The sequence below is a fragment of the Geotalea uraniireducens genome, from assembly GCF_027943965.1.
In the GTDB taxonomy this organism is placed as follows: Bacteria; Desulfobacterota; Desulfuromonadia; order Geobacterales; family Geobacteraceae; genus Geobacter; species Geobacter uraniireducens.
On sequence record NZ_AP027151.1, the window covers coordinates 4060007 to 4084634 of the forward strand.

Annotated in this window: 22 protein-coding genes; 8 read left to right on the top strand and 14 right to left on the bottom strand. The window is 60.7% G+C overall.

Features of this window, described 5'->3' with window-relative positions:
* The first annotated feature begins 153 nt into the window (after positions 1 to 153).
* Complete coding sequence (locus QMN23_RS19015) at positions 154 to 1749, top strand: sensor domain-containing diguanylate cyclase (protein WP_282000909.1); 1596 nt, start codon at positions 154 to 156, stop codon at positions 1747 to 1749.
* A gap of 9 nt (positions 1750 to 1758) precedes the next feature.
* Here QMN23_RS19015 and QMN23_RS19020 read toward each other — a convergent pair whose 3' ends face one another.
* The gene (locus tag QMN23_RS19020; RefSeq protein WP_282000910.1) at positions 1759 to 2202 is read right to left on the bottom strand and encodes a hypothetical protein; all 444 of its coding nucleotides are present in this window, start codon (positions 2200 to 2202) and stop codon (positions 1759 to 1761) included.
* 224 nt (positions 2203 to 2426) lie between these two features.
* Between QMN23_RS19020 and QMN23_RS19025 the strand changes: the two genes are divergently transcribed.
* Entirely contained in the window at positions 2427 to 3488 is a 1062-nt protein-coding gene (locus QMN23_RS19025) for a hypothetical protein (protein WP_282000911.1), read from the top strand.
* Positions 3485 to 4780 carry a M16 family metallopeptidase gene (locus QMN23_RS19030; protein ID WP_282000912.1) on the top strand — a complete coding sequence of 432 codons (1296 nt, stop codon included), beginning with the start codon at positions 3485 to 3487 and terminating at the stop codon, positions 4778 to 4780. Before QMN23_RS19025 ends, QMN23_RS19030 begins: the two co-directional genes overlap by 4 nt.
* Positions 4781 to 4786: 6 nt before the next feature.
* Here the strand turns inward: QMN23_RS19030 and QMN23_RS19035 are convergent, their stop codons facing one another.
* The 4 genes from QMN23_RS19035 to nifH form a co-directional block, all read right to left on the bottom strand.
* On the bottom strand, positions 4787 to 6250 hold the full coding sequence (locus QMN23_RS19035) for a transglutaminase-like domain-containing protein (protein ID WP_282000913.1): 1464 nt from the start codon (positions 6248 to 6250) through the stop codon (positions 4787 to 4789).
* Positions 6251 to 6357: 107 nt separating this feature from the next.
* Positions 6358 to 6570, bottom strand: a complete 213-nt coding sequence (locus tag QMN23_RS19040) for a hypothetical protein (RefSeq protein ID WP_282000914.1) — start codon at positions 6568 to 6570, stop codon at positions 6358 to 6360.
* A gap of 406 nt (positions 6571 to 6976) precedes the next feature.
* On the bottom strand, positions 6977 to 7372 hold the full coding sequence (locus tag QMN23_RS19045; protein WP_282000915.1) for a NifB/NifX family molybdenum-iron cluster-binding protein: 396 nt from the start codon (positions 7370 to 7372) through the stop codon (positions 6977 to 6979).
* A 40-nt stretch (positions 7373 to 7412) separates the two neighbouring features.
* A complete protein-coding gene (gene nifH, locus QMN23_RS19050) occupies positions 7413 to 8282 on the bottom strand; it encodes a nitrogenase iron protein (protein ID WP_282000916.1) in 870 nt (289 codons plus the stop codon).
* Positions 8283 to 8793: 511 nt separating this feature from the next.
* Here nifH and QMN23_RS19055 point away from each other — a divergent pair.
* The gene (locus QMN23_RS19055) at positions 8794 to 9222 is read left to right on the top strand and encodes an FKBP-type peptidyl-prolyl cis-trans isomerase (protein ID WP_282000917.1); all 429 of its coding nucleotides are present in this window, start codon (positions 8794 to 8796) and stop codon (positions 9220 to 9222) included.
* A gap of 47 nt (positions 9223 to 9269) precedes the next feature.
* Here QMN23_RS19055 and QMN23_RS19060 read toward each other — a convergent pair whose 3' ends face one another.
* Both QMN23_RS19060 and QMN23_RS19065 read right to left on the bottom strand, forming a co-directional pair.
* Positions 9270 to 9863, bottom strand: coding sequence for a hypothetical protein (locus tag QMN23_RS19060; protein WP_282000918.1), 594 nt, complete (start codon positions 9861 to 9863; stop codon positions 9270 to 9272).
* 54 nt (positions 9864 to 9917) lie between these two features.
* Positions 9918 to 11132 (bottom strand): ABC transporter substrate-binding protein, encoded by a 1215-nt coding sequence (locus tag QMN23_RS19065; RefSeq protein ID WP_282000919.1) that lies wholly within the window; start codon positions 11130 to 11132, stop codon positions 9918 to 9920.
* A 467-nt stretch (positions 11133 to 11599) separates the two neighbouring features.
* On the opposite strand from QMN23_RS19065, the gene QMN23_RS19070 reads away from it, so the two are divergent.
* The gene (locus tag QMN23_RS19070; RefSeq protein WP_282000920.1) at positions 11600 to 13891 is read left to right on the top strand and encodes a sigma 54-interacting transcriptional regulator; all 2292 of its coding nucleotides are present in this window, start codon (positions 11600 to 11602) and stop codon (positions 13889 to 13891) included.
* A 204-nt stretch (positions 13892 to 14095) separates the two neighbouring features.
* On the top strand, positions 14096 to 14284 hold the full coding sequence (locus QMN23_RS19075) for a ribbon-helix-helix protein, CopG family (protein WP_282000921.1): 189 nt from the start codon (positions 14096 to 14098) through the stop codon (positions 14282 to 14284).
* A gap of 98 nt (positions 14285 to 14382) precedes the next feature.
* Here QMN23_RS19075 and cysS read toward each other — a convergent pair whose 3' ends face one another.
* The 6 genes from cysS to QMN23_RS19105 form a co-directional block, all read right to left on the bottom strand.
* Entirely contained in the window at positions 14383 to 15831 is a 1449-nt protein-coding gene (gene cysS / locus QMN23_RS19080; RefSeq protein WP_282000922.1) for a cysteine--tRNA ligase, read from the bottom strand.
* 47 nt (positions 15832 to 15878) lie between these two features.
* The gene (locus tag QMN23_RS19085) at positions 15879 to 17546 is read right to left on the bottom strand and encodes a glutamine--tRNA ligase/YqeY domain fusion protein (RefSeq protein ID WP_282000923.1); all 1668 of its coding nucleotides are present in this window, start codon (positions 17544 to 17546) and stop codon (positions 15879 to 15881) included.
* Positions 17547 to 17577: 31 nt separating this feature from the next.
* Positions 17578 to 18054 carry a 2-C-methyl-D-erythritol 2,4-cyclodiphosphate synthase gene (gene ispF / locus QMN23_RS19090; RefSeq protein WP_282003949.1) on the bottom strand — a complete coding sequence of 159 codons (477 nt, stop codon included), beginning with the start codon at positions 18052 to 18054 and terminating at the stop codon, positions 17578 to 17580.
* Positions 18055 to 18083: 29 nt separating this feature from the next.
* Complete coding sequence (gene ispD / locus QMN23_RS19095) at positions 18084 to 18800, bottom strand: 2-C-methyl-D-erythritol 4-phosphate cytidylyltransferase (RefSeq protein ID WP_282000924.1); 717 nt, start codon at positions 18798 to 18800, stop codon at positions 18084 to 18086.
* Positions 18801 to 18965: 165 nt separating this feature from the next.
* Positions 18966 to 20354: an L-seryl-tRNA(Sec) selenium transferase gene (gene selA, locus QMN23_RS19100; protein ID WP_282000925.1), complete on the bottom strand. Its 1389-nt coding sequence runs from the start codon at positions 20352 to 20354 to the stop codon at positions 18966 to 18968.
* Positions 20355 to 20462: 108 nt separating this feature from the next.
* On the bottom strand, positions 20463 to 21170 hold the full coding sequence (locus tag QMN23_RS19105) for a GntR family transcriptional regulator (RefSeq protein WP_282000926.1): 708 nt from the start codon (positions 21168 to 21170) through the stop codon (positions 20463 to 20465).
* Positions 21171 to 21334: 164 nt separating this feature from the next.
* Between QMN23_RS19105 and QMN23_RS19110 the strand changes: the two genes are divergently transcribed.
* Both QMN23_RS19110 and QMN23_RS19115 read left to right on the top strand, forming a co-directional pair.
* Entirely contained in the window at positions 21335 to 22390 is a 1056-nt protein-coding gene (locus tag QMN23_RS19110; protein WP_282000927.1) for a potassium channel family protein, read from the top strand.
* On the top strand, positions 22383 to 23153 hold the full coding sequence (locus tag QMN23_RS19115; protein WP_282000928.1) for a sugar phosphate isomerase/epimerase family protein: 771 nt from the start codon (positions 22383 to 22385) through the stop codon (positions 23151 to 23153). The genes QMN23_RS19110 and QMN23_RS19115 overlap by 8 nt, the downstream gene beginning before the upstream one ends.
* Here the strand turns inward: QMN23_RS19115 and cls are convergent, their stop codons facing one another.
* Complete coding sequence (gene cls / locus QMN23_RS19120) at positions 23154 to 24584, bottom strand: cardiolipin synthase (protein ID WP_282000929.1); 1431 nt, start codon at positions 24582 to 24584, stop codon at positions 23154 to 23156.
* Positions 24585 to 24628 lie beyond the last annotated feature (44 nt).

The following is a 24628-nucleotide window of genomic DNA, read 5'->3' on the forward strand; positions in this document are numbered from 1 at the left end:
TGGAAAGGTTCTTTCCCCGTCACTGCCGCCGGCACCAGCCCCATAGCGCCGGGAGACTGGCACGAATCTGGCATTTCAAACTCATTCTTTTCCGCCGAACGCCGAAAAGGATAAACAGACTTGCCCCGACACTTCGCAAAGGCACAACAAGCAATGCCAAGGAACAGAATCACCCGTCTCAGCCTCAAGAGCAAGATCGCCTTTTTCATGCTGGCACTGATCGTCGCCTGCGTCCCCCTGGCCGCTCATGTCATGCTCTCTCTTTTCCAGGGGGAGTTCGCCCGTACCGTCCAGACGCAGCAGCAAACCCTGGTAGCGCTGATCGCCGGGGAACTCGACGACAAGATCCGGGTGGCGCAAGGCGCCCTGATCGATGCCGCCAACTCCGTCTCTGCCGACGATATCGCCACGCCTGGCAAAGCGCTACGCTTTCTGCAGCGCCTCCCCGGCCTCAACTCGCACTTCGACAACGGCACCTTTCTCTTCACCCCGAACGGCGACCTGATTGCCGGCACGGACCCCACCACCGCCCGCGCCGGCAACAGTTTCGGCGACCGGGAGTACATCAGGGCGACCAAAACCAGCGGCGCGCCGCACATCTCTCCGCCGTTCGTTTCCCGCCAGGCACACCATCACCCGATCATCATGTTCACTGCCCCGGTCATCGCTCCCAACGGCACACTGATCGCCATTCTCTGTGGCAGTTTCGACCTGATGAAGGACAATTTCCTCGGCTCGCTGGCCGCCACGAAAATCGGCCAAACAGGCTTTTTCTATCTGTTCACCACCGACCGGCAGATGATCATGCACCCCGACCGGCAACGGATTCTCGACACGACCCTTTTGCAGGGCTACCGGAACTTCGCCGCTCAGGTTGACGCCCGGGGAAGATTGACGGTACGGATGGCCAACCGGCAAGGGGTTCCGGTCATCTCAACGTTCGTCAGGCTGCTGACCGTCGACTGGATCCTGGCAGCCGATTTCCCGGTCAAGGAGGCCTATGCACCGCTCAGAACCGCCGAGCGCTCCGCCTGGCTGAGCATCATCCCCGGCGGATTCTTTCTCGTCATTGCAATGTGGCTTTTCATGCGCCACCTCACCTTGCCGATCGTCCAGCTGAAAGAACAGATTCGCGAAACGGAGGAGACCGGCGTCTACCGCAACGTCCTGATCAAATCGGGCGACGAGATCGCCGATGTCGCCGAAGCATTCAACAGCCTGATGAACCGGCTGCACGAAAAGGAAGACAAGCTCTACCACCTCTCCACCCATGACGCGATGACCGGCCTCTACAACCGGCTCTTTTTCGAAGCCGAGCTGGAAAGGCTCAATTGGGGGCGGACCTATCCGGTTTCGATCGTCATGGTCGATGTGGATAATCTCAAACGGGTCAACGACACGTTGGGGCATGCAGCCGGCGATACACTGATTGCAGCGGCCGCGCGGGCATTGCGGGAAGCCTTCCGGACCGAAGACGTGGTGGCACGGATCGGCGGCGACGAATTTGCCATCCTTCTGGAGCTGGCCAATGAAGGCGCCGCCGCTGCTGCGCTTGCCCGCATTCGGGAAGCGGTGGTGCGCTGCAACGGGCCCGAATCGGAATCATTTCTCAGTCTTTCCCTGGGGGCAGCTACGGCAACGGTCGTCAATACGCTTTACGAGACCTGGAAACTGGCGGATCAGCGGATGTATGAAGAGAAAGGACGAAGGAAGGGCCGGCGGCGGGACGATGTCGGCCGGGACGAATGACCGGCCGGATCAGGCGCAACGGAGGAGTTTTTTGCCGGCACTGAACAGGATTTCGACTTTGTTCGGCTTGCAGAGGGCGGTAACGATCCCGAGGCCAAAAACCGGATGGGCAACCAGTTGTCCGACGGAAAAAGACGCATCCATGGCATAGGAAACAGCGGTGGCCGGATCGAGATCTTTCACCGTTACTTCCCATTCCGAAGGCCCCGCCGGAGCTTTTTCCTTACGCGGCCGCTCCACGGCAGCTTTCCTGACTGTGGTCCGCTCACCGCCGCGTTCCGCCTGCGGCGGGTGGTAGTTGTGCTGGCCGCCGCAGGTGTTACACTGGACCCGCACCACCCGTTCGCCGACCATCGCGACGATCGTATGGTTGAGCAGCGACCTGCATTTGGTACACCGAGCTTCGATAATATCTCCCGCGGCCCGCCGCCTGCTACCAATCCCTGTCACCATTGCCCCCTCCTGCAACATCTCTCCGTGATTCCCCGACCGGGTCGAACGCCCGGCGACGGGAGAAAGGACGGCGGTTATAGCACTTTGCCCGGCGGCTGTCAAGGCGGATTAGCCGCCCGGCAGGGACGACCCGCTGGACCTCGCTTCGCCAAACGTGGTATGCTGGGAGGGTTGAGCAGGTCCGGAAGCCTGCCGGCAACAGAGAGAAAGGTATCCTTGCAGCCATGAATGTCGAACAGATGAAGAGTGTCCTTCGGGAAATCATCACCAAGACCGATCTGACTCCCTGCGTGGTCGGCCACCGCGGGGTCGGGAAGACCGCCGGCATCATCCAGCTCACCCGCGACCTGGAGCGTCGTTATGTGCCGCTCCGCCTCGGCCAGATGGAAGTCGGCGACCTGGTGGGAATCCCCTACCGGGAAGAGGACGTGATGCACTGGTCGCGCCCCTGCTGGTGGCCGTCCGACACCGACCCGGAAACCGTGATCCACTGCGACGAGCTCAACCGAGCCCAGCAAGAAGATACCCTGCAGGCAATCTTCCAGTTCATCGAACCGCCGGCCGAAGGGAAACGGCGGGCGCTCCATACCCACAAGCTTCACCCGCGGCACAAAGTCGTGGTGACCATCAACCCGCCCGACGGCAGTTACCAGGTAGCGACCCTCGACCGGGCGCTCATCGACCGGATGGTGATGCTGTACGTCGAGACTGATTACAGTTGCTGGGCCGGTTATGCCGCCGCCCGCGATCTTGATCGGGGGGTACGGCAGTTCCTCGCCGCCAACCGGTCATTCCTGGCCGCGCAGGGAAGCCCTCTGGAGATGGAAGCCGAACCGACGGAGCGGGGCTGGGAGATGGTCAGCATCCTGCGCAAGAACTGCCGCTTCCCCAAGGATCTGGAGATTGAAATCTATGCGGGGATTGTCGGCAAGGAATCAGCCATCGCCTTTCTCCACTGGTGCAGCGAGAATGCCTCCCGACCGGTAACCGCTGCCGAGGTGCTCAACGACTGGCCGCGGGTCCAGCCGCAACTGGTAAATCAGCGGGACGACCAGCAGGCAGTGACCATGAGCGACCTTGTAACCACCCTCACCGCTACTCCCGCTCTCAACCCGGAACAGGAGGAGAACCTGGTCCGTTACATCGATATCCTGTCGCGGGACATGCGCTTCGGGCTGGTCAAATCGCTCCTCAAGATCCCCGCCGTCGCCGCAATTCTCTGTCAGGACAAGTACGATACGGTGGTCTTCGACGCCATTCGCCAGATCAGCGTGGACGCCCAATGATTGTTGCTCCGCGCCAGACGATCCTGGCCAACGGTCTCCGGGTGATCGCGGTGGAAATGCCCCACCTGCACAGTGCCGAGGTGGCGCTCTACATCCGGGCCGGTGGCCGCAACGACCTGCCAGAGAAAGCGGGGCTAGCCCACTTTCTCGAACATATGCTCTTTCGCGGCACCGCCGAACATCCGACCAACCTGGAGCTGGAAGCGGCCTTCGAAGCGATCGGCGGCGCGGTCAACGCCGCAACCGACGCTGAAAGCACCTGCTACTATTCGCGAATCCACCCCGACCACCTGCCGGAAGCGGTCCGGCTCCTCTCGGTCATGCTCCTGTCACCAACGTTTGCCGGCATCGACATCGAAAAGCGGATCATCACCGAAGAGGCGCTGGAAGATATCAACGAGCGGGGCGAAGAGATCAACCCCGACAATCTGGCCAGCCGGCTACTCTGGCCCGACCATCCGCTTGGCATGCCGACAATCGGCTTCCTTGAAACGATCGCCGGCTTCACCGAGTCCGACCTCCGCGACTACCTGGGGCGTCATTACGTCCCGGGTAATGCCGTACTGGTCGCCGCCGGCCGACTCGCCGCCGGGGAGCTGTTCGCCGCAGCCGCGACCGCATTTGCCACCTGGCAGGGACCCCTGCCGCTGCCGGGCTCTCCGGCCCCGGCGGGACAGACTGCCCCCCAGGCATTGTTCGTTAAGGACGCGGACAGCCAGATCAACCTGCAAATCGCCTTCCGGGGATTTGCCCGGGACGACCGCCGCAATCCGGCGGCCCGGCTGCTGCGCCGCCTCCTTTCCGGCGGCGGCTGCTCCCGACTTCATCTTTCGCTACGAGAACGGCTGGGCATTGTCTATTCCGTCGATGCTCAGTTGGCCTCCTACGATGAAACCGGCTGTTTTTCGGTCGATCTGGCAACGGCCCCGGAAAACCTGATCGTGGCCGTCCGGGAAGTGCTGCGGGAAGTACGGTTGTTGACACAGGAGCCGGTTGACGCCGAGGAACTGGAGCGGGTCAAGCAGGGCTATTTCTTTGATCTGGCCTATAGCCGCGATTCCACGTTCGATATGCAGGTGCGTTACGGTTGGGGCGAGCTGATGGGCATGGTGAAGAGCATCGAGGAGGATCGGGCCGAAGCGGCAGCAGTAACGCCAGCGCTAATCAGGGAAGTGGCCGGCCAGCTGTTCGCGCCGGCCGGGCTCAACCTGGTGGCAGTCGGTCCGCTCACCGCCCGGTTGAAGAAAGAAGTGACCGGCATGCTCGACAGCTATGCCGCCGACTGCCGTTGAAAAGACTCACCGGGCCGGCGCAGCCCCCTCCGCAGTCACCGCCCGGACCTGCAACATGCCGACGACCCCTCCCAGGGCAACGAGATCGGCATCGGTATCGCCGGATACCAATTTGACATGGGTTGCATCCACCGGCAGTTGCCCAAAGGTCGGGTCAAGTTGCCGCCAGCCTTCGGCGGTGGCGCTTTCAGCCCAGCTGTGGTAGAGGAACCCTTTTCCCGGCAGATACACGATGCCAGACACCACCCGGGAGGGGATGCCGGCAGCCCGGGCCAGGGTAACGAACAACCGGGCCCGGGCCAGGCTGTTTCCTTTGTTGTTTTTCAGGGCGTCAAGGGGAGAATCGGCGGTAGCGGCGGCATCATCCTTGACGGTCTCGGCCACCCAGCGGACAAGAAGCTTCTCCTGCACTGCCGGCGCCGGCTCGGTTCCAACGATTTCCCGAAGGCAGCTTTTGACGGTTGGATCATCGACCGGCAGCTGTGCTGTGGCGCCCAAGAATGATGCCGGATCGGGCGGCAGTCCTCCCTCCGGCCGGATCGGTTCTTCGCTGAACCGGACCAGGCCGTCGGCAAGCCGCTCGGCGTGCTGCCCCCCGCCCTGCACGAGCGGCAACGCAGGCGGTATCCCCGTAATTTCCAGCACCAGGCGCCGAAGGGCAGCCGGATCGGCAAGCGGCGGATCGACCCGGATCAGGCTGTAATCAAGGAGCGACCCGCTGCGGGCCAGGGCGGCGCAGGCAATAAAGCGCAGCGCCTGCTGCGGCTCCTCGGCGGTGGTCTCAACCAACCCGTCCCGCACTGATTCACGAACGGTATGCCCCGTCAGATCGACCCAGACCTCGTTGTCGACCAGCGGATAGAGATCATTGGTAAATTTGACCACCCGCCGGCCATCCGGCAGGGCTTCCACCCCCTGCACGATCATGGTCACTTCTTTGAGCTTGACCGCCTCGATGTCAAGCATCTGCAGCCGGTATTTTTTCCCCGGCACCACCCCTTTGATAAGTGGGTAGAGATTGACCAGCGGCGGCGGATAGACCGGCCCCCTGGTCTTGAGCAGTTTTTCCTTCTCTTCGCCGCCGGTCCGAACGATCACCTTCACCCCCTTGGCGGTCATCTCACCGGTCAGCTGTTGCGGAACGCCGTCGAGGGTCTCCGCAACGCTGAACGATCGCAGGGAAAGATCCCGGTTGACCCGATATTCCTCCCGGGAGGCGGCTTGCCGGGAAAAGCCGAGCACCTCCATCTTGACGCTGCCGGCCGCCGCAACGGCAAAGCCATCTGCCGTCTCAACGATTGTCTGCTCGGCAAAACCGGTCCGCTCGCCGCTCAACGACAGCCGGAACCAGAATTCACCGAGCGGCGGTTTAGCAAGCAGGGGAAGGCGCGATGCCCCGGAAGCGGCTGCCGGCAATACGCCTGCCGCAATCATCAGGGCGAGCGCGATGATAAATCGAAGAAAAGCCATGAAATGATTCCGCAACGTTTTTTTCAGGCGAGCCCAGCCGCCGGCGCGGCCGGTGAACTGGCAAAACGGGGACGATCTGCCGGCAGCCCCCGGCCCCTCGGACAGGGTCACTCGGTAAAGATCGGTTCTTCGGCGGCTTCCGGCCGGTCAGCTTTTTTCTTCAGCGCACAGCGGTCCGCTGGGGAAGCGGATTCTTCCGGCAGCTCGGCGACATCTTTTTTGAGCAGGCAGGCTACGGTATCGAGCAGCTCTTTTTTCCCGGCAGGGCCCAGTCGACGGAAGTCGGCGATCAGCTTGTGTTCGTCGAGAGTCAGCTCCATGAAAATCTCCTTGGTGTGATGAACTGGCAGGTGGTTGGTTGTTGTTCAGCTTATACCATAAACCGGCTGGCGAGGCAATCGGCGCGGCAGGGGGAACCACCCATCCCGGCACTAGGCGGTTTGATTAAATTCTATTAAATATTAGCAGCTTAGCTATATTTATTCGCTTGCGGAGGAAATACTGAGGAGGTATACTGACTATAGAAAGAATTGCGAGGATCGCAAGATCCTCATTATGCCCTAGTTGACTTCCCTCCTAGTCGCTAGGGTGTTTTTTTGCCTGAACGATCTCTCTCCTGACCAACCGCTCCCACCTGCACCACAAAAATTCGGGGGGGGAATCCCCCCCCCGCACCACATGAAGGAGAGTACTTCCGTATAGCTCCCGTTCCGGCAGGGCAACAGGTTACCGCCAGACGTGGCCGTCCTCGTCACAAAGCGTGTCCCTGATCCGCATTTTTTTCAGCCACGGCGGTGGAGTGCCGCGTAGCACCTTTTCCAGTTTCCCGATAATTCCTTCCACGGAGCTCTCATCGCCCGTTTTCAATGGCTGGATGCTGCGCGCGACCAGCTTGGCCGCCGCCGGCCCGTTGATTTCGCGCGTAAAGACCATGGTGCAGCCGGCGAGCGCATCGGCCCGGGCAATGATGCTCCCTTCGGGATCATCGGGCGACGCATCAACCGTCACCGTGGTAACGTAGCACGACTCGCCCGGTTCGATGTTCCAGACGGTGAAGTCTCTGGCACTGCGGAAATTGAGATCGACCGCAACACCCGTCGATGTGGCAAATGCAACTTTCATCCGAACCTCCTTTCCAGGGAGGATCTCACCGCGGGCGAGATTACCCTGCCACCGTCTCGGCCTTGCCGACGACGCTTTCGTCCTCCGCCTCCATGATGCCGAACTCCATCAGCAGCGCTTCCAGCTCGTCCATTTCCAGTGGGCTCGGAACCACCAGCATCTTGTTGTCGATGATCTTTTGGGCAAGGGCGAGATACTCCTTGGCCTGGGGATGGTCCGGGGAGTACTCGATGACCGTCATCCGCCGCAGTTCGGCCCGTTGTACCTGGTTGTCACGGGGAACAAAATGGATCATCTGGGTACCGAGCTTGGCCGCCAGCGCCTCGATCAGATCAGCTTCCCGGTCGGTCTTGCGCGAATTGCAGATCAACCCACCGAGCCGTACCTTGCCCGAGGAGGCGTACTTGAGAACCCCCTTGGCAATGTTGTTGGCCGCGTACATGGCCATCATCTCGCCGGAGCAGACGATATAAATCTCTTCCGCCTTGTTCTCCCGGATCGGCATGGCGAACCCGCCGCAGACGACGTCGCCAAGAACGTCGTAGAAGACGAAATCGAGATCAGGGGTATAGGCACCATTCTCTTCGAGAAAGTTGATGGCAGTAATGACGCCACGACCGGCGCAGCCGACGCCCGGCTCCGGACCGCCGGATTCGACGCACCGCACATCCCTGAAGCCGACCTTCATGACTTCCTCCAGCTCCAGATCCTCGACCGTCCCCTTTTCCCGAACCAGGTCCATCACCGTGTCCTGAGCCTTGGCATGAAGAATGAGCCGAGTCGAATCGGCCTTGGGGTCACAACCGACAATCATGATCTTCTTGCCAAGTGTCGCCAGCCCCGCCACGGTATTCTGGGTGGTGGTCGACTTGCCGATCCCCCCTTTGCCGTAAATTGCTACCTGTCTCATGACCTTCTCCTTTTCTCAATTGTCCGGAGTCGCCGGGTGGCACCCCCATTGTGAATGGCGGCCCCCTCGCCGTCATGATGCAGTTATTGCTTCCTCTCGCGGCAGGGTTTATCGGAACTGCTGCCGCAACCGCCGTTGTTGTCGTCCCCGCACCGTTGCGGGAGGTCGCTGCTTCCTTGCGGAACTCCCTTTTCCCAGTTCATAAGTCGTGCCAGCTGCACCGCACCGGTTAAGCCGCCGTAAATGCGGAGCTTTTTCATCGGCAGTCCCCTATCGTTATATAGTCTTCAACATAACGTTGGGCAAATTGCGTGCAGCTGCCGTAAAATTCGGCAGCTGCTGTTGCTATGCAGGCACTCGCCCGGCCGCTCCGGTGATCTGCCGGGGCCGAATTCGCTGCTCGCCTCGGCAAGTGCCTGATTTACCTTGATGAGAAGTACCACTACCGGTTATCGGCGAGCCCTTTGCATGATCCGTGGCAGGTGGGGATCACTCGACAGGAGTTGCTTTTATGAAACGCGCGCAGCACGGCAGCACCGTCTCAATCCAGTACATTGGCACGCTCGACAACGGCCGCATTTTCGACAGTCGTACCGAGGATGAACTCCTCGTCTTCACCATCGGGACCAACGAGGTTTTTCCGGCGCTGGAACAGGCGGTCGTCGGCATGGCGACCGGCGAGGCAAAGAACATCGTTATTCCCGCCGCCGAGGCCTTTGGCCCGCGTCTGGCCGAAAATATCATCAAGGTTGAGCGGACGGAATTTCCCCCGGGCCGGGAAATCAAGGTGGGACAGAAACTGCGGGTCGGCTTCGCCGCCGGTGTCGAGCGGGTATTGTTGGTCACAGAGGTGGATGAGACGATGGTAACCCTGGACGGTAATCACCCGCTGGCAGGCCTTGATCTGACTTTTGCCCTGAAACTGGTTGCCATCGACTGACCGCCGCAGCACCCGACAGAGCGCCAGATCCGTTGCCAAGTGCGCATTTAGCGCATCTGGCGCTCCAGCCACTGCCTGAGGGCCAGCGTAGCCGGCTCCGATGGCCTCGAGCCGGCCATCCCTTTCAGCCAGAAGCGGTCGAAGACTTCATTCCCCACGGTATCGATGGTCATTTGTACCGGGAAAAGGCAGTTCATACTAAAACCGGCCAGTAACGCGTCGAGAAAACCGAGCCGGTCCAACCCAGTCACTTCAACATAAAGGCAGCCGCCATGCCGGCTGGACGGCTCCACCACGAAGTCGTGCAGCGTGATGCTCCCTGCCGGCACTGCCGCTTGCTCCTCGTTGGCACAGGCAAGGAAATCGATCCCGAACGGTTCCGGCGCAAGCGGATGTCGGGAGATTTCGAAGGACGCATGCCATGTCGTCGCGGATATTTTCTCCGCCTCACCACCGATTATTCCCAGGCGGCTCCGCACCAGACCGGCTGCAAGCCGCCCCATCCAGCCGGTAGTCAAGTAGCCGTCCATGGTTAACTGATAACGGTCGGTACCCCGTTGTTGGAGCTGAAAACTCGCATCCTTCCAGCTTCCCTTCTTGGTTGCTTCGGTATCCTGCCCAAGCGACAGCGATGTCGACATGATCCCTCCTGTGGGTCGTACATTAGAACTGCGGCAACGCAGAAATGAGTATGTTCACTCGGCAGAACGGCGAAAACCACGGCGAAAGGCTTCATTGGCCTGCGCGATGAGCGTCTTTAGATCGTGGCCGGTGACGTAATCCCAGCCGATCCATTTGAACGTGGCATTATCCGGTAACCGGTTGTCCACTTCCGGATGCACGGCCGGGAACAGCGCGCCGGCGCAAATCCGGGCAACTTCCGGCCCAGCCAGGAAATCGACGACCTCCCGCAATTCGCTCCGCTTTTCCGCCTTGATCAGCATGGTAACCGGGCTCACTAGCGCGCCGTCCGCCGGCCAGACGATCTCAACCTGTTCCCGGTTTTTGATGGTAGTGGTAAAGAAGAGCGGCATGATACTGATCGCCGGGCCCTCTTCCCGACCGTTGCCGGCCGTCTTGGCCATCTGGGATGGATGCCAGCCGTAGCTGACATTCCGCCCCAACTGTTCAAGGCCTGTCGGGCCGAACTCCTTGAGGATCGCCAGCAGCAACGTTTCGCAAAAAGTCCCGTCACTGTTGCCGCGAATGGCAATACTGGCACGATACTGCGGGTCCAGGAGATCCGCCCAGCACCGCGGCACCGGTCGGCTGCCGAGCCGGAACCGGTCGACTACCGGCACCAGCAGATTCATCGCCAGCATGGTATAGTGCCCCGCCGGATCGATCACCCCGAGCGGTGCCAGATGGCGATCACCGGCGTAGCCGCTGACGCTGGTGAAGCGGCCGACCCGGATAAAACGCTCGACAAAATGTGGATGGAAAAAACTGTTGAACCCGGGCGTGATGACAATGTCCGGGATCTCGTCCAGCCGCTCGAAGTGGTCGGCGTAGTCGGCATAATCCAGCTGATGGTTGGCATTCCCCTCGATAAAGAATGTGAGCCGCTCCCGGCGATCGGCGGGAAGACGCTGCAGAAAGGCGGCAAACGCCTCCTCGATCGGGACCTTCAGCGGACAGGGTAACAGGGCGAAGAGGTTTGGGACCGTCGACACCGCCGGTACCGGTTCACCGTCGACAACGGTCGACTCTGCCGCCAAGCGGGCACAAAATGCCCCTTCATCGATCCGCTGCGCCTTGAGCAGCGTCCTGACCTTCAACAATCCGCCATAGGTGGCGAGCGTTTCTGGATCGTCGAACTGGGTGATGCCATGGCCGGCCAGCAGCTGGCGGCTGGCCGGGTATCGGCGAACTAGCTCGGCAATGGATAAATCGAGTACGGCGCAGCTCATGGTAGCTCCTTACAACCTCGGTTGCACAGCCCCGCGTCAATCGGACGGTAGCACTGGAACGGTTCCTGCTTTCCTCTCCGGAGGCCGTCACGGCCAACGGAGCGAGGACCTGAACGGTCGGCGTCCGTTCGGACAGTCCACCCCCGCGTCCCCTCGAGTGGGTTCATGGAGCGTGCCAAAACGACTGCAGCACAAGAGTCAACAATTACGTGTGGTTGCATCTCGCAAAAGCTGTCCGGTGTATTGCCTGCTACATAGCGCATGCCGATATTTGTGGCAATTGCTATGAAAGCCGGCACCCGCTCCTGCTTTTCCGGATCGGTCCAGCCAACCGATCCGTTCCGTGGCCCGGGCCTTTCCGGCCGTGCCATACATGGCACAGCAACTCAACAGTGTGTCAATTGTTGCACAACATGCCAAAGTAAGCTATTCTGGACAAGATTTTTTGCAGCCCGCCAAGGAGCATCATGGAACCGATTGTCACCCTCAAGGAAAAATGCCGAAAGTGCTATTGTTGCGTCCGCAGTTGCCCGGTTAAGGCAATCAAGGTCGACAAAAGTTACACCGAGATCATCTTCGACCGCTGTATCGGCTGCGGCAACTGCCTGAGCAACTGCCCGCAGCAGGCGAAGACGGTTGCCGACAAGGTCGGCGTTACCGAACAGCTACTCGCCTCAGGGGACATGGCGATTGCCGTCCTTGGCTCGTCGTTTCCCGCCTTCTTTCACAATGCCACCCCCGGCCAACTGGCCGCCGGACTTAAAAAACTCGGTTTTGCCGAGGCCCACGAAGGAGCGTACGGCGCCGAGCTGATCGCCGGCCACTACGCACGGATCACCCAGCAACGCTCCATGCCGCTCATCTCTTCCCACTGCCCGGCCATCGTCGACCTGATCGAGCGGCATTACCCGAAACTGTTAAAAAACCTCATCCCCGTTGTCTCGCCGATGGTGGCCATGGGGCGATTCCTGAAGGAGGTCCTCGGCCCCCAGGTCCGGATCGTCTACATCAGCTCCTGCATTGCCGCCAAGTTCGACACCAACATGAAGGAAACCCGTGGCGCAATCGACATCGTGCTGACCTATCGCGAGCTCGAAGGCATCTTCAAAAGCCGGCAAATCACCCTGCAAAGCCTGCCGGATGAACCATTCGACGGCATCCCGCCACACCTGGGCAAACTCTTCTCGATCGACGAAGGAACGTTCCGCGCCTTTTCGATTCCGGTAGACCCCCTCGACACCGAATCGGTCAGCGCTTGCGGCGAAGTTAACGTTATGGGGGTCATCAACGACCTCGCGGCCGGCCGGATCTCCCCCCGTCTCGTCGATCTGCGCTTCTGCTACGATGGCTGCATCGGCGGCCCCGGCCGCAACCACGACGTCACCGAATTCTACCGCCGCAACCTGATCATCAACCATTACAAGCGGGAGGTGCCCCACCAGACGGCCGAACACTACCTGCGCCACCGCGAACCGGTTTCCCTGACCCGCGGGTTTACCAGCAAACATTCCCGTCTCGACAGCCCCAAGGCGAACGATATCAAGAACATCCTTCAGTCGACCAACAAGTTTTCCCACAAGGACGAACTCAACTGCCGCGCCTGCGGCTATCGGACCTGCCGGGAGTATGCCGTGGCGGTTTACCAGGGGCTGGCGGAAATCGAGATGTGCCTCCCTTACAACCTCCAGCAGCTGGAGGAGGACCGTGGCCGGCTGATCCAGAAGTACGAGCTGGCCCGGCGCGAGATCGAACGGGAATACGGCGACGAATTTATTGTCGGCAACGACCGGAAGACCCTTGAGGTGCTCGACCTGATCAAACAGGTCGGCCCGACCCCCACCACCGTACTGATCCGCGGCGAATCGGGGACCGGCAAGGAACTGACCGCCCGCGCCATCCACCGTTACAGCAAGCGGAACGACAAGCCGCTGGTGACGGTCAACTGCACCACCATCACCGACTCGCTGCTGGAGAGCGAATTGTTCGGCCACAAGCGCGGCGCCTTCACCGGCGCCATCGCCGAGAAAAAAGGTCTTTTCGAGGCAGCGGACGGAGGGACAATCTTTCTTGACGAAATCGGCGACATCACTCCCAAGCTTCAGGCGGAATTGTTACGAGTTCTCGACACCGGCGACGTCCGGCCGGTCGGCGGCACCGCGGCCAGAAAAGTCGACGTGCGATTGATCGCGGCAACGAACCGAAATCTGGAAGAAGGGGTAAAGGAAGGGTGGTTCCGCGAGGATCTCTACTACCGGCTCAACGTTTTCACCATTACCATGCCGCCGTTACGGAACCGGGTCGAGTCGATCCCGATCCTGGTGCACCACTTCCTCGACAAGGCGAGCACCAAGCTCAACAAGCGGATTGTCGGCATCGAAGACCGGGCAATCAAGGCGCTGATGCGCTATCCCTGGCCCGGCAACATCCGCGAGATGCACAACATCATCGAACGAGCGTCGGTCTTGACCCACGATGATATCATCCGCCTCGAGAACCTGCCGATAGCCTTTGCCGAAAACTACGAAGAAGGTGCACCAACTGCCCTGGATCTCCGCAATTCCTTCCGCGCCGAGCGGGAACGGCACGTGGGGAAACTGGAAAAGAAACTGGTTCAACGCTTTTTGACAGAGGCCAACGGCAACGTAACCCGGGCCGCAAAGCTGGCAAATATCCCCCGGCGAACCTTTTATCGCCTTCTCGATAAATATCGCCTCAAAGATAGTGACGCGAAAGGGCGGCACAACAATCCGGGAGAATAGTGCGCACTTCTGGCCCGATTTGTGCCAATCGTGACACACCAATGTAAACAAAATATTGCGTTAAAACAAACTAACGTTATAAAGCACAACAATTTCGCTTTGTTATAATTTTTACCGTCCACATCAATTCTGGCATGTATATAGCAATATACAAGGGCATTACAAGCGTTATCAACCAAACCAGAATACATGGAGGACAAACCAATGGGCAAGATGAGAGAGAATCCGCGCTACAATGTCATTTCGATGAGGATCAGCGACGAAGAGCGCGAGCGGTTGCAGCAAATCATGGAGACAACCCAGATGAGCGTCTCCGACATCATGCGGGAAGCGATGGACCTGATCACCTGCCAGCTCGAAAAAGCCCGGCCGGCTGACAAGAAGGCAGCATAAAGAAAAGGGTCGCGCAGCGACCCTTTCTTATTTTTGCCCCGGATTTACGCGTGGCATGCCGGCAAGAAATTTCTGCCGGCAGCAGCGGGCTCTGTGGGCTATTTCACCTTCCAGCTCGTCCCCTGCGGCGAGTCGAGCAGGACGATATTCAGCGCCAGCAACTGGTCCCTGATCTCGTCGCCCCGCCGGTAATCCTTGGCCGCCCGAGCCGCTTTCCGCTCCTCGATCAACCGCTCGATTTCCTCTACCGCAACCGGTAAGTCGGCAGCCTTGCGACTTTTCAACCGCGCCGTGAATTCGTCCGGTGACGAGGTAAAGAGGCCAAGGACCGCTCCGGCCCCACGGATACTCTCCTGAACGGCAAGCAGGATATCGCGACTGACGGCCGTTTCGGCAAGCACCCGGTTCACCGCCCGAACCAGCTCGAAAACGTGACCCAATGCCTGAGCGGTGTTGAAATCGTCGTCCATCGCCTCGGCGAATCGGACCGGCAACCCGGCGGCCTTTTCCGCCAGCTCACGGGCTCCGGCGGAATCCCCGCCCCCTCCCCCCCCAGCCAGTGCCGCTTCAACGGCGCCAATTGCCTTGTATATCCTTTCCAGACCGGCTTCCGCCTCGGTCAGGTTCTGGTCGGAGAAGTCGATTGGGGAACGATAGTGAGCCGAAAGCAGGAAAAAGCGGAGCACTTCCCGATCGTACTTGTCCAGCACCTCCTTGATGGTAAAGAAGTTGCCGAGAGACTTACTCATCTTTTCGGCGTTGATATTGACGAAGCCGTTGTGTAGCCAGTATTTGACGAAGGGCTTGCCGTTAGCCGCCTCGGACTGGGCAATTTCGTTCTCGTGGTGCGGGAAGATCAGATCCTTGCCGCCACCATGGATGTCGAAGGTCTCCCCAAGGTACTTCATGCTCATTGCGGAACATTCGATGTGCCACCCCGGCCGCCCCCGGCCCCACGGCGACTCCCAGAACGGTTCACCCGGCTTGGCTTCTTTCCAGAGGGCAAAATCCATCGGATGGCGTTTTTTCTCCCCGACCTCGATCCGGGCACCGGCCTGCATCTCTTCGAGATTGCGTTTGGAGAGTTTCAGATAAGAGGCGAATTTCTCGACGCAATAATAGACGTCTCCTTCCGCCTGATAAGCGTAGCCGCCGGCGATCAGCTTTTCGACGATGGCGATGATTTCCGGAATATTATCAGTCGCTTTCGGCTGATGGGTCGGCAGATCGAGTCCCAGCGCCGCCATATCATGATCGAACTCACCGATGAACCGCTCCGAGATGACATTGTAGGGCACCCCTTCCCGATTGGCCCGATTGATGATCTTGTCGTCGATGTCGGTATAGTTCCGGACATAGGTCACCGCAAAGCCGCGGTGCCGAAGATATCGGTAGATCATGTCGAAAACCACGTTCGCCCGGGCGTGGCCGATATGACAATGGTCGTAAACCGTAACGCCGCAGACGTACATCTTGACCTTGCCCGGCTCGAGCGGGACGAATTCTTCTTTGGCTCCCGACAGGGTGTTATAGACGCGCAATCCCATGCCTACTCCTTGCTCCCGATCACTCGGTGTTTGTTTGCCACGCCCGCTCAGCGCGGTTTCGCCCAGGAATCGCGCAGAGTAACGGTCCGGTTGAAAACCGGCGTCCCGGGGCGGGAATCCTTCCGGTCGGCGCAGAAGTATCCTTGCCGCTCGAACTGGAAACGCTCTTCGGCGGCGGCATGTGCCAAAGATGGCTCAATTTTGCAGTGGCTAAGCAGCTCCATCGATGCGGCATTGAGATACTGTTTCCAGTCATCGCCGGCCGGGTTGGCAACCGTGAAGAGCCGGTCGTAGAGGCGGACTTCCACATCGACGGCATGGCGGGCCGACACCCAGTGGATAGTCCCTTTGACCTTGCGGCCGGCGGCAGCCCCGCCGGCATGGCTGTCCGGATCGTAGCTGCAGCGCACCTCGACCACCGCCCCCGTTTCGTCCTTGACCACTTCGCTGCATTTGACGATGTAGGCGTAGCGCAACCGCACCTCCTGCCCCGGCGCCAGCCGATGGAACCCCTTGACCGGCGTCTCCATGAAATCGTCCTGCTCGATATACAGTTCGCGACAGAAAGGGATCTTCCGCGTCCCCAGCTCCGGACGTTGGGGGTGATTGGCGGCATCGAATTCTTCGGCCCGGTCGGCCGGATAGTTGTCGATCACCAGCTTGAGCGGTTTCAATACCGCCATCGCCCGGGGTGCCCGCTCGTTCAGGTCCTCCCGCACGCTCTCTTCGAGGATGCTCATGTCGATCCAGCTATCGCTCCGGCCAACGCCGATCCGGTCACAGAAACCACGGATCGCCTCGGGAGTGTAGCCGCGGCGGCGCAACCCGACCAGCGTCGGCATCCGCGGGTCGTCCCAGCCGGCCACGTCGCCATCTCGCACCAGTTGCAGCAGCTTGCGCTTGCTCATCACCGTATAGGTCAGGTTGAGCCGGGCAAATTCGTACTGCCGCGGCCGACTCGGAACCGGCAGATTGTCGAGGAACCACTCGTAGAGCGGCCGGTGATCCTCGAACTCCAGAGTGCAGATCGAGTGGGTAATCCCTTCGATGGCATCCGACTGGCCATGGGCGTAATCGTACATCGGATAGATCCGCCAGCCGTCGCCGGCATGCGGATGTGACGCATGGATAATCCGATACATCACCGGATCGCGGAGGTTGATATTCGGCGAAGCCATATCGATCTTGGCCCGGAGAACCTTGGCTCCTTCGGCAAATTCGCCGCCCCGCATCCGGCGGAACAGGTCGAGGTTCTCCGCTGCGGAACGCTGCCGGTAGGGGCTCTCTTTCCCCGGCTCGGTCAGGCTCCCCCGGTAGCTGCGGATCTCCTCGGCGGACAGATCGTCCACATAGGCCTTTCCCTGCCGGATGAGCTCTTCGGCCCACTGGTAGAGCTGCTCGAAATAGTCGGAAGCATAGTGGAGGTGCTCCCCCCAATCGAAACCAAGCCAGTGGACGCTTTCCTTGATCGATTCGGTATACTCCACATCCTCTTTGACCGGATTGGTGTCGTCGAAGCGGAGATGGCAGCAGCCGCCGAAGTCGCGTGCCAGACCGAAATTGAGACAGATCGACTTGGCGTGGCCGATATGCAGATAGCCGTTCGGTTCCGGCGGGAAGCGGGTGACGATGGACTGGTGCTTGCCGCTCCGCAAATCCTCTTCGACGATGTTGCGGACAAAGTTGGTAACGTGGGTCGGTTCCTGGTTCGTCATGAAGTGGCCTCGCCTTCCGTAAGGTTTACTGTTATCCCAGCCGGTTCATCAGGACTACCGCGTAGGCGGCGATCCCCTCGCCCCGCCCGGCGAACCCGAGTTGCTCGGTGGTCGTTGCCTTGACATTTACCTGCTCGATATCGGCGGCACAGGCCCGGGCGATATTCGCCCGCATCGCCTCGATATATGGCGCGAGCTTCGGCCGTTGGGCAACAATGGTCGCATCCAGGTTGCCGAGCCGATAGCCGCGCTGCCCGGCCAGCTCGACCACATGCTGCAACAGCTTGAGGCTGTCCGCCCCCTTGTAAGCCGGATCGGTATCGGGGAAATGCTTACCGATGTCCCCGGCGGCAATGGCCCCGAGGATGGCGTCGGCAATGGCATGGAGCAGCACGTCGGCATCGGAATGGCCGAGAAGCCCCTTTTCGTAAGGAATATCGACGCCGCCGAGAATCAGCTTGCGGTCCGTCACCAGGCAATGTACGTCATAGCCATGGCCAATGCGCATCATGTCGCTCTCCCGTCTGCAGGTATGGATCATCCGGCCGGATGAGGCACCGGCGTCGCCCGTTCCCGGAGGAACGCCCCGGCAAGGAGCAGATCGTCGGGGGTTGTAATCTTGATGTTGCGGTAATCTCCCATGACGATCCGGACCTCCCGGCCGAGCCGCTCGACGAGCATGGCGTCGTCGGTACCGAGAAACCGCTCCGCATCGGCCACTTCATGGGCGGCACGGATCACCGCATAACGGAACGCCTGCGGCGTCTGGGCAAGCCAGAGACTCTCCCGCGGCGGGGTGGCGGTAATAACGCCGTTCTCCACCACCTTGATCGTATCCTTGGCTGGGACGGCAACCAGCGCGCCGTCGGCCTCCCGCGCCATCTCTGCGGCCCGGCACAGCACCTCTTCCGGAACAAAGGGACGGACCCCGTCATGGATCAGTACCACGTCATCGGCAGCCGTCCCTTCCATGGCCCGTAAGCCGTTGAGTACCGACTGCTGCCGCTCTTTCCCACCGGCGACGATCCGGCGCACCTTGGTCAGCCGGTACCGTTCGACCACCTCTGCCCGGCAGTAAGCGATTTCGTCTTCCGGGATCACCAGGTAAATTCCCGCCACGAACGCCGCCTGCTCGAATACGGCCAGGGTATGGGCAAGGATCGGCTTGCCGGCCAGCTGCAGGTACTGTTTATTGATCGAGGCCCCCATCCGCTTGCCCATACCGGCAGCCGGGACCAGCGCATACACTCCCATGCTCAACCTCGCAGCCGCTCCCGGCGGAAGCGGTGGTCACCCCCGGCCCGGGTACAAAGTCGGCCGGCCGGCAGGAAACTTCAGATTATACAAAAGGATACGGAAAAGACCAGCCAAAATTCTCGGCGCCGGGGAGTCGCCGCCAAGGCCGGGTGCCCGGCGCCATCAGCCCGCCAGTTCAGCCAAAGCCGTGGCCAGGAGCGGCAGATCGCGCTCCTGGATAGTCCTGACGTCGAGCAGGAAGCGCCCTTTGTGAATTCGACCGAGTACCGGCACCGTCAGCCGGCGGAGCTGCAATTCCAGCTCCTGTGGAGACAGCTGGCCGACCTCGACGGCAATCAGGGTCGTGACCAGTTCCAGGAGGGGATAGGCGCCACCGCCGACCTGGGACACGCCGGCCAGGGGCGTAAGGGTAACCGACGCCGGGAGCTCCCGGCACAGCCGCCGGACAATCCGGCGCCCCCGCGTTTTCAGTTCGTCGGCAGAAGCAGTGAGCATCCGCAAGGTCGGGATCTCGGCCAGCGCCTGGCGTTCGTCGCGATAGAGGCGGAGCGTTCCCTCCAAGGCTGCAAGGGTGAGCTTGTCGATCCGTAGCGCCCGGAGCAGCGGATGGCTCTTGAGCGGGGCGATGCATGAGCTGCGGCCGACGATGATCCCTGCCTGAGGACCGCCGAGCAGCTTGTCACCGCTGAAGGTAACGACGTCGACCCCGGCAGCGACGAATTCCTGGACCGTCGGCTCGCCGCAGATACCGTAGCGACCGAGATCAACCAGGCAGCCGCTGCCGATGTCCGCCATCACCGGCAGGCCGAGTTCCCGGCCGAGCACGACCAGATCTCCGGCCGCCACCTCGGCGGTAAAGCCGACCACGGCAAAATTGCTGGAGTGGACCTTGAGCAGCAGTCCGGTTTCTCCGGTCACCGCCCCCCGATAGTCCCGAAGATGGGTACGGTTGGTGGTTCCCACTTCGCGGAGGAGGGCGCCACCTTGCCGCATGACGTCGGGAATGCGGAATGAGCCACCGATCTCCACCAGTTCCCCGCGGGAAACGATCACCTCTCTGCCGGCGGCAAGCGCCGACAGGGCCAGCAGCACCGCCGCCGCATTATTGTTGACCACCAGGGCAGCCTCGGCACCGGTCAACTCGCAGAGCAGACGTTCCACATGGGAATAGCGGCTCCCCCGCTCACCTTTTTCCAAATCGTATTCCAGATTGGAATAGCCGAAACCGATTTCGTCAAGCGCCGCATGGACCGAATCGGCAAGGAGCGAACGACCGAGGTTGGTATGGATTACGACTCCCGTGCCGTTGACGACCCGCCGGAGACTGGCCGCCGCCAGCCGCTCCACTTCAGTGGCGACCCGACCGGCGAGTACCGCCGGGGCAAGATCGGCATCCTGAAGGAGTCCCGTTCGGGCGGCGGTACGCAGTTCATCAAGCACACCGCGGATTGCCTCGATGACGGCGGGACGGGGATGACGGGAGAGGAGGAGCTGAATCCCCTCCCAGACAAGGATTTTGTCAACCTTGGGAATGCGCTGGAGAGATGTCACGAAAAGGCCCTCTGCCCACGAAAGATGGCGGTGTCAACCCGTTGTGACCTCAGTACCAGATTGACCAGGACCTGTCAAGGAGAGCAGTGTCGCGAGGAGGGACAACAGCTAGAGATCCATATGCAGGGCGGCGGCGCGTTCCGCCGGCTTGAGCGGCGGAGTCCCGTCGGTTTCCTGCATCAGGACCTTACCGCCATATTCGGCATTCTTGCGCACCAGCGTTTCGGCCAGATCGGGGTTGCGGCTCCGGAAAGCATCGATGATCTTGTCGTGTTCTTCCACCGAGATGGCCATCCGCCCCGGAAGACTCAACGAGGCATAACGGAGCCGCTGGAACTTGCGCACCAGATTGCCGACCATTTCGTAGAGCTTGTCATTATCGGCCGCCCGGATGAACAGGTCGTGGAAGTCATTATGAATTCTGAAGAAATGTCTGATATCGCCTTCGGTGGCAAGTTGCCGGAGCCGGTCGTTGATCCCCTTGAGCTTTTCCAGCTCCTTGGCGCTCAGCTTTTCACAGGCCCGCCGGGCCGCATACCCTTCCAGAATGCTCTTGATGGCGTAGAACTCTTCGACGTCCTTGGGGGAAAACGAGGTAACGACCGCCCCTTTCCGGGGAATGACCGTCAGGTATCCTTCAGATTCCAGCTGCCGGAACGCCTCGCGAATCGGCGTCCTGCTGATGCCGAACCGCTCGGCCAAATCCGGCTCGGCCACCTTTTCCCCGGGCCTGAGGGCGCCGGTGAGAATGGCGTCGCGAATAGTCTCCAGGATTTTTTCCCGGAGGGTCAGATGCTTCTCGATGGCTTTTTTCATGGATTTTCTCCAGAGCGGGGCTGCCTAATTGTATACAGTATACAATATTTGTCAAGTACGAGTTAAGGGGCGCTTAAAAAAAGCGCGGCAACTCCGCTCGACATCCTTCATTCTTGCCATTTCGCCTGGCCGATAGTATCTTTAGCGCGAAAGGACCGCTGAGCATGGATCCCGTCCGCCATCTCAAAATTTCCGTCGCCATCCTGGCCGCGCTTATCACCGGCGGAACGATCGGCTACATGTCACTGGAGGGATGGAGCTTCCTCGACGCCCTCTACATGACGGTCATCACCCTCGGCACGGTCGGGTTCAAGGAAGTGCACGATCTCGACGCTGCCGGCAAGCTGTTCACCATCGGACTGATCATCTTCGGCGTCAGCGTTCTCGGCTACATCGTCGGCAGTCTTGCCCAGATCATGTTCGAGGGGCAGTTTCAACGGATCATTGGGAGGAAAAAGGTGGAACGAAAGATCGACGCGCTCCATGACCACTACATCATCTGCGGCTATGGCCGGATCGGCGCGCTGATCTGCCGCGAATTCGCCGCCCGGCCGCTGCCGTTCGTCGTGATCGAAAAGGGGAGCGAGGTCGTCAGCAAGCTTGAGCAGGAGGAATATCTCTTCCTGCGCGGCGACGCCACCGAGGACGACACGCTGCTTCGGGCCGGAATCAAGCGGGCCAAGGGACTGATCTCAGTGGTCACTTCCGACACCGAAAACGTCTATATCACCTTGACCGCCCGCGGTCTGAATCCCGACCTCTACATCCTGGCCCGTTCGGGTGAGGACGGCTCGGAAATCAAGCTGAAACGGGCCGGCGCCAACAAGGTAGTGTCGCCGTACCAGATCGGCGGCAGCAGGATGGCGCAGGCCATCCTCCGCCCCAATGTCGTCGATTTCATCGAGATCGCCACCGGCCGTGAACATCTCGACCTGCAGATGGAGGAGATCCGGATTCCCGAAAAATCGCCGTTCATCGGCGAAACCCTCGTTACCTCAGGAGTGCGCAAAGCGACCGGGGTAATCATCGTCGGGATCAAGAAGGCCACCGGCAAGATGGTTTTCAACCCCCATTCCCATACCAAAATCGAAGCCCTCGACACCCTGATCGTCCTCGGCGAACCAGGCGAGATCACCAAGCTGGAACAGCTGGTTTCCTGCGAATCCTGCGCCGATTCAATCATCAACCACGACACGAAAGAGCCCCATGACCATGCGTAATCGCGTTTATGCCCACGTTCCCTATCCGATGCTGGTGGAAAATCTGCAAACGATTATCAGCCGCCAGCTCAATCCGGAAATCTTCTTCCCCGGCGAAGTTCTCGACAGCCTGATCCCCGAGGAGGTCGGCACCGTTGCCCAGACATTGGCCGCGGCCGGAATCCGCTGTACCTTCCACGCTCCGTTCATCGACCTCAACCCGGGCTCGGTGGAACGCCTGATCCGCGAAGTGACCAGGCACCGGCTCGACCAGGTCCTCAAGGTCGCCGCCATCCTCAAGCCGGACGTCATCGTCTTCCATCCCGGCTACGACCGCTGGCGCTACGGGGAAAACCAGGAGCGCTGGCTCGCCCACAGCATCGAAACCTGGCAGGCGGTAATCGCCAAGGCGGAGCCGATCGGCTGCACGGTGGCCGTAGAGAACATTTTCGAGGAAGAGCCGTCAACGCTCCGGGCACTGTTCGAAGCGCTCGACCACCCGCAGTTCCGCCACTGTTTCGATATCGGTCACTGGAATCTGTTCCACAAGGTGGGGCTGGAGGAGTGGTTCGCCGAACTGGGGAGCTACATTGCTGAAACCCATATTCACGACAACCGGGGAACACGGGACGACCACCTGCCGTTGGGGGAAGGAGCGATCGACTTCGACCGTTTCTTCGCCCTGATGGAGCAATACGCGCCGAATGCCGCCTGGACCATCGAGGCCCACTGCCGGGAGGCGTTAGACCGGGCGCTGGTCAATCTTGCCGCCTATGCAAAGTAATCAGAGGTAGGGAGAAAAGAGCTTTGCCGTGCTGTCGCGAAGTTTTTCGGACAGCGGCCGGCTATCCATCTCGGCCAGGGTCACTTCGCGGGACTTGGCGAGGGCGGCGGCAAAATGGCGCGCCAGCCGGCCGCTCAGCTCCCGGTCGTAGACTTCCAGGTTGAGTTCGAAGTTAAGGCGGAGACTGCGGGGATCGAGATTGGCGGAGCCGATCAGGCTCCAGAGCCCATCGACGAGCAACAGCTTGGTATGGACGAACGGCGGCGGCTGGTAGAAAACCCGAATCCCTTGCTGCAGCAGTTCCCACAGGTAGGCCCGGGTCGCCCAGTGGACGTAGGGGAGGTTATTCCGTTCCGGCAGAATGAGAGTTACCTCCACCCCGCGCAGCGCCGTGGTTACCAGGGCGGCGATCAACGTTCGGTCCGGAATGAAGTACGGAGTCATGATCCGCACATGGCGGGTGGCACGGGAGAGGGCTCCCAGCAGAATCCATTGCAGCTTGCGGAACTCCTTGTCTGGGCCGTCGCCGATTGCCCGGGCCAGCGCTTCCCCGGTCGGCGGCACCGCCGGGAAATACCGCTCGTCATCGAGCAATTCGCCGGTGACGAAGTGCCAATCCTCGAGGAAAACCCGCTGCAGCTCTCCCACCACCGTCCCTTCCACCACAAAATGCAGATCCTTGACGGCCGTCGGGTCCGGCCGGTTGACCAGATGCCGGTCCCCAATGTTCATCCCACCGGAATACGCCTTGAGACCATCGACTACCAGCAGCTTCCGGTGACTGCGGAGATTCATGTAGATTCCCTGCCGCAACGGCAGAAAGCGGGCGACCTGGATTCCAGCCCGCTCCAGGAGCTTGCGGGCGCGGGGAAAGGAATACTTTTCGCCGATCCCGTCGATGATCACCCGCACGGTCACCCCGCGCGCGGCCGCGGCGGCCAGGGCAGCGATAAAACGCCGGCCGGTGCCATCGGTATCGAAAATATAGGTGGAAAGGTGAATGGAATCCCGGGCGGCGGCAATGGCCGCCAACATGGCCGGGTAGGCTTCTTCGCCGTTTTCGAGCGGCTCGACCCGGTTGCCGCCAACCAGCGGCGCGCTTACCACCCGGTCGGCCAGCCGGCGGAGTTCGCCCATGTATTCGGCCCCTGGGGGCATGACAATTGCCGCATCGTGCTCGGGAAAGGCACGGAAGTATTCCGAGCCGGCCAGCCGCCGCCCGCTCTCCTGCCACTTGCGGGCCCGGCGGAAAATCCGGTTGACCCCCATGCTCCAGTAGGACAGGGCGCCGATGAGAGGAATGGTGAGACAGATAGTGATCCAGCCGAGCGCCGAACGGGGATCACGCTTCATGATCAACGCATGCCCGGCGGAAAGGACGGAGAAACCGGCCACGATCACGACGGCTATGGCAAAGAAGAGATGGTCCATCTCGTTTCGGCTCCTCTCCCCCTGTACGCCGCTTGAGACGACCG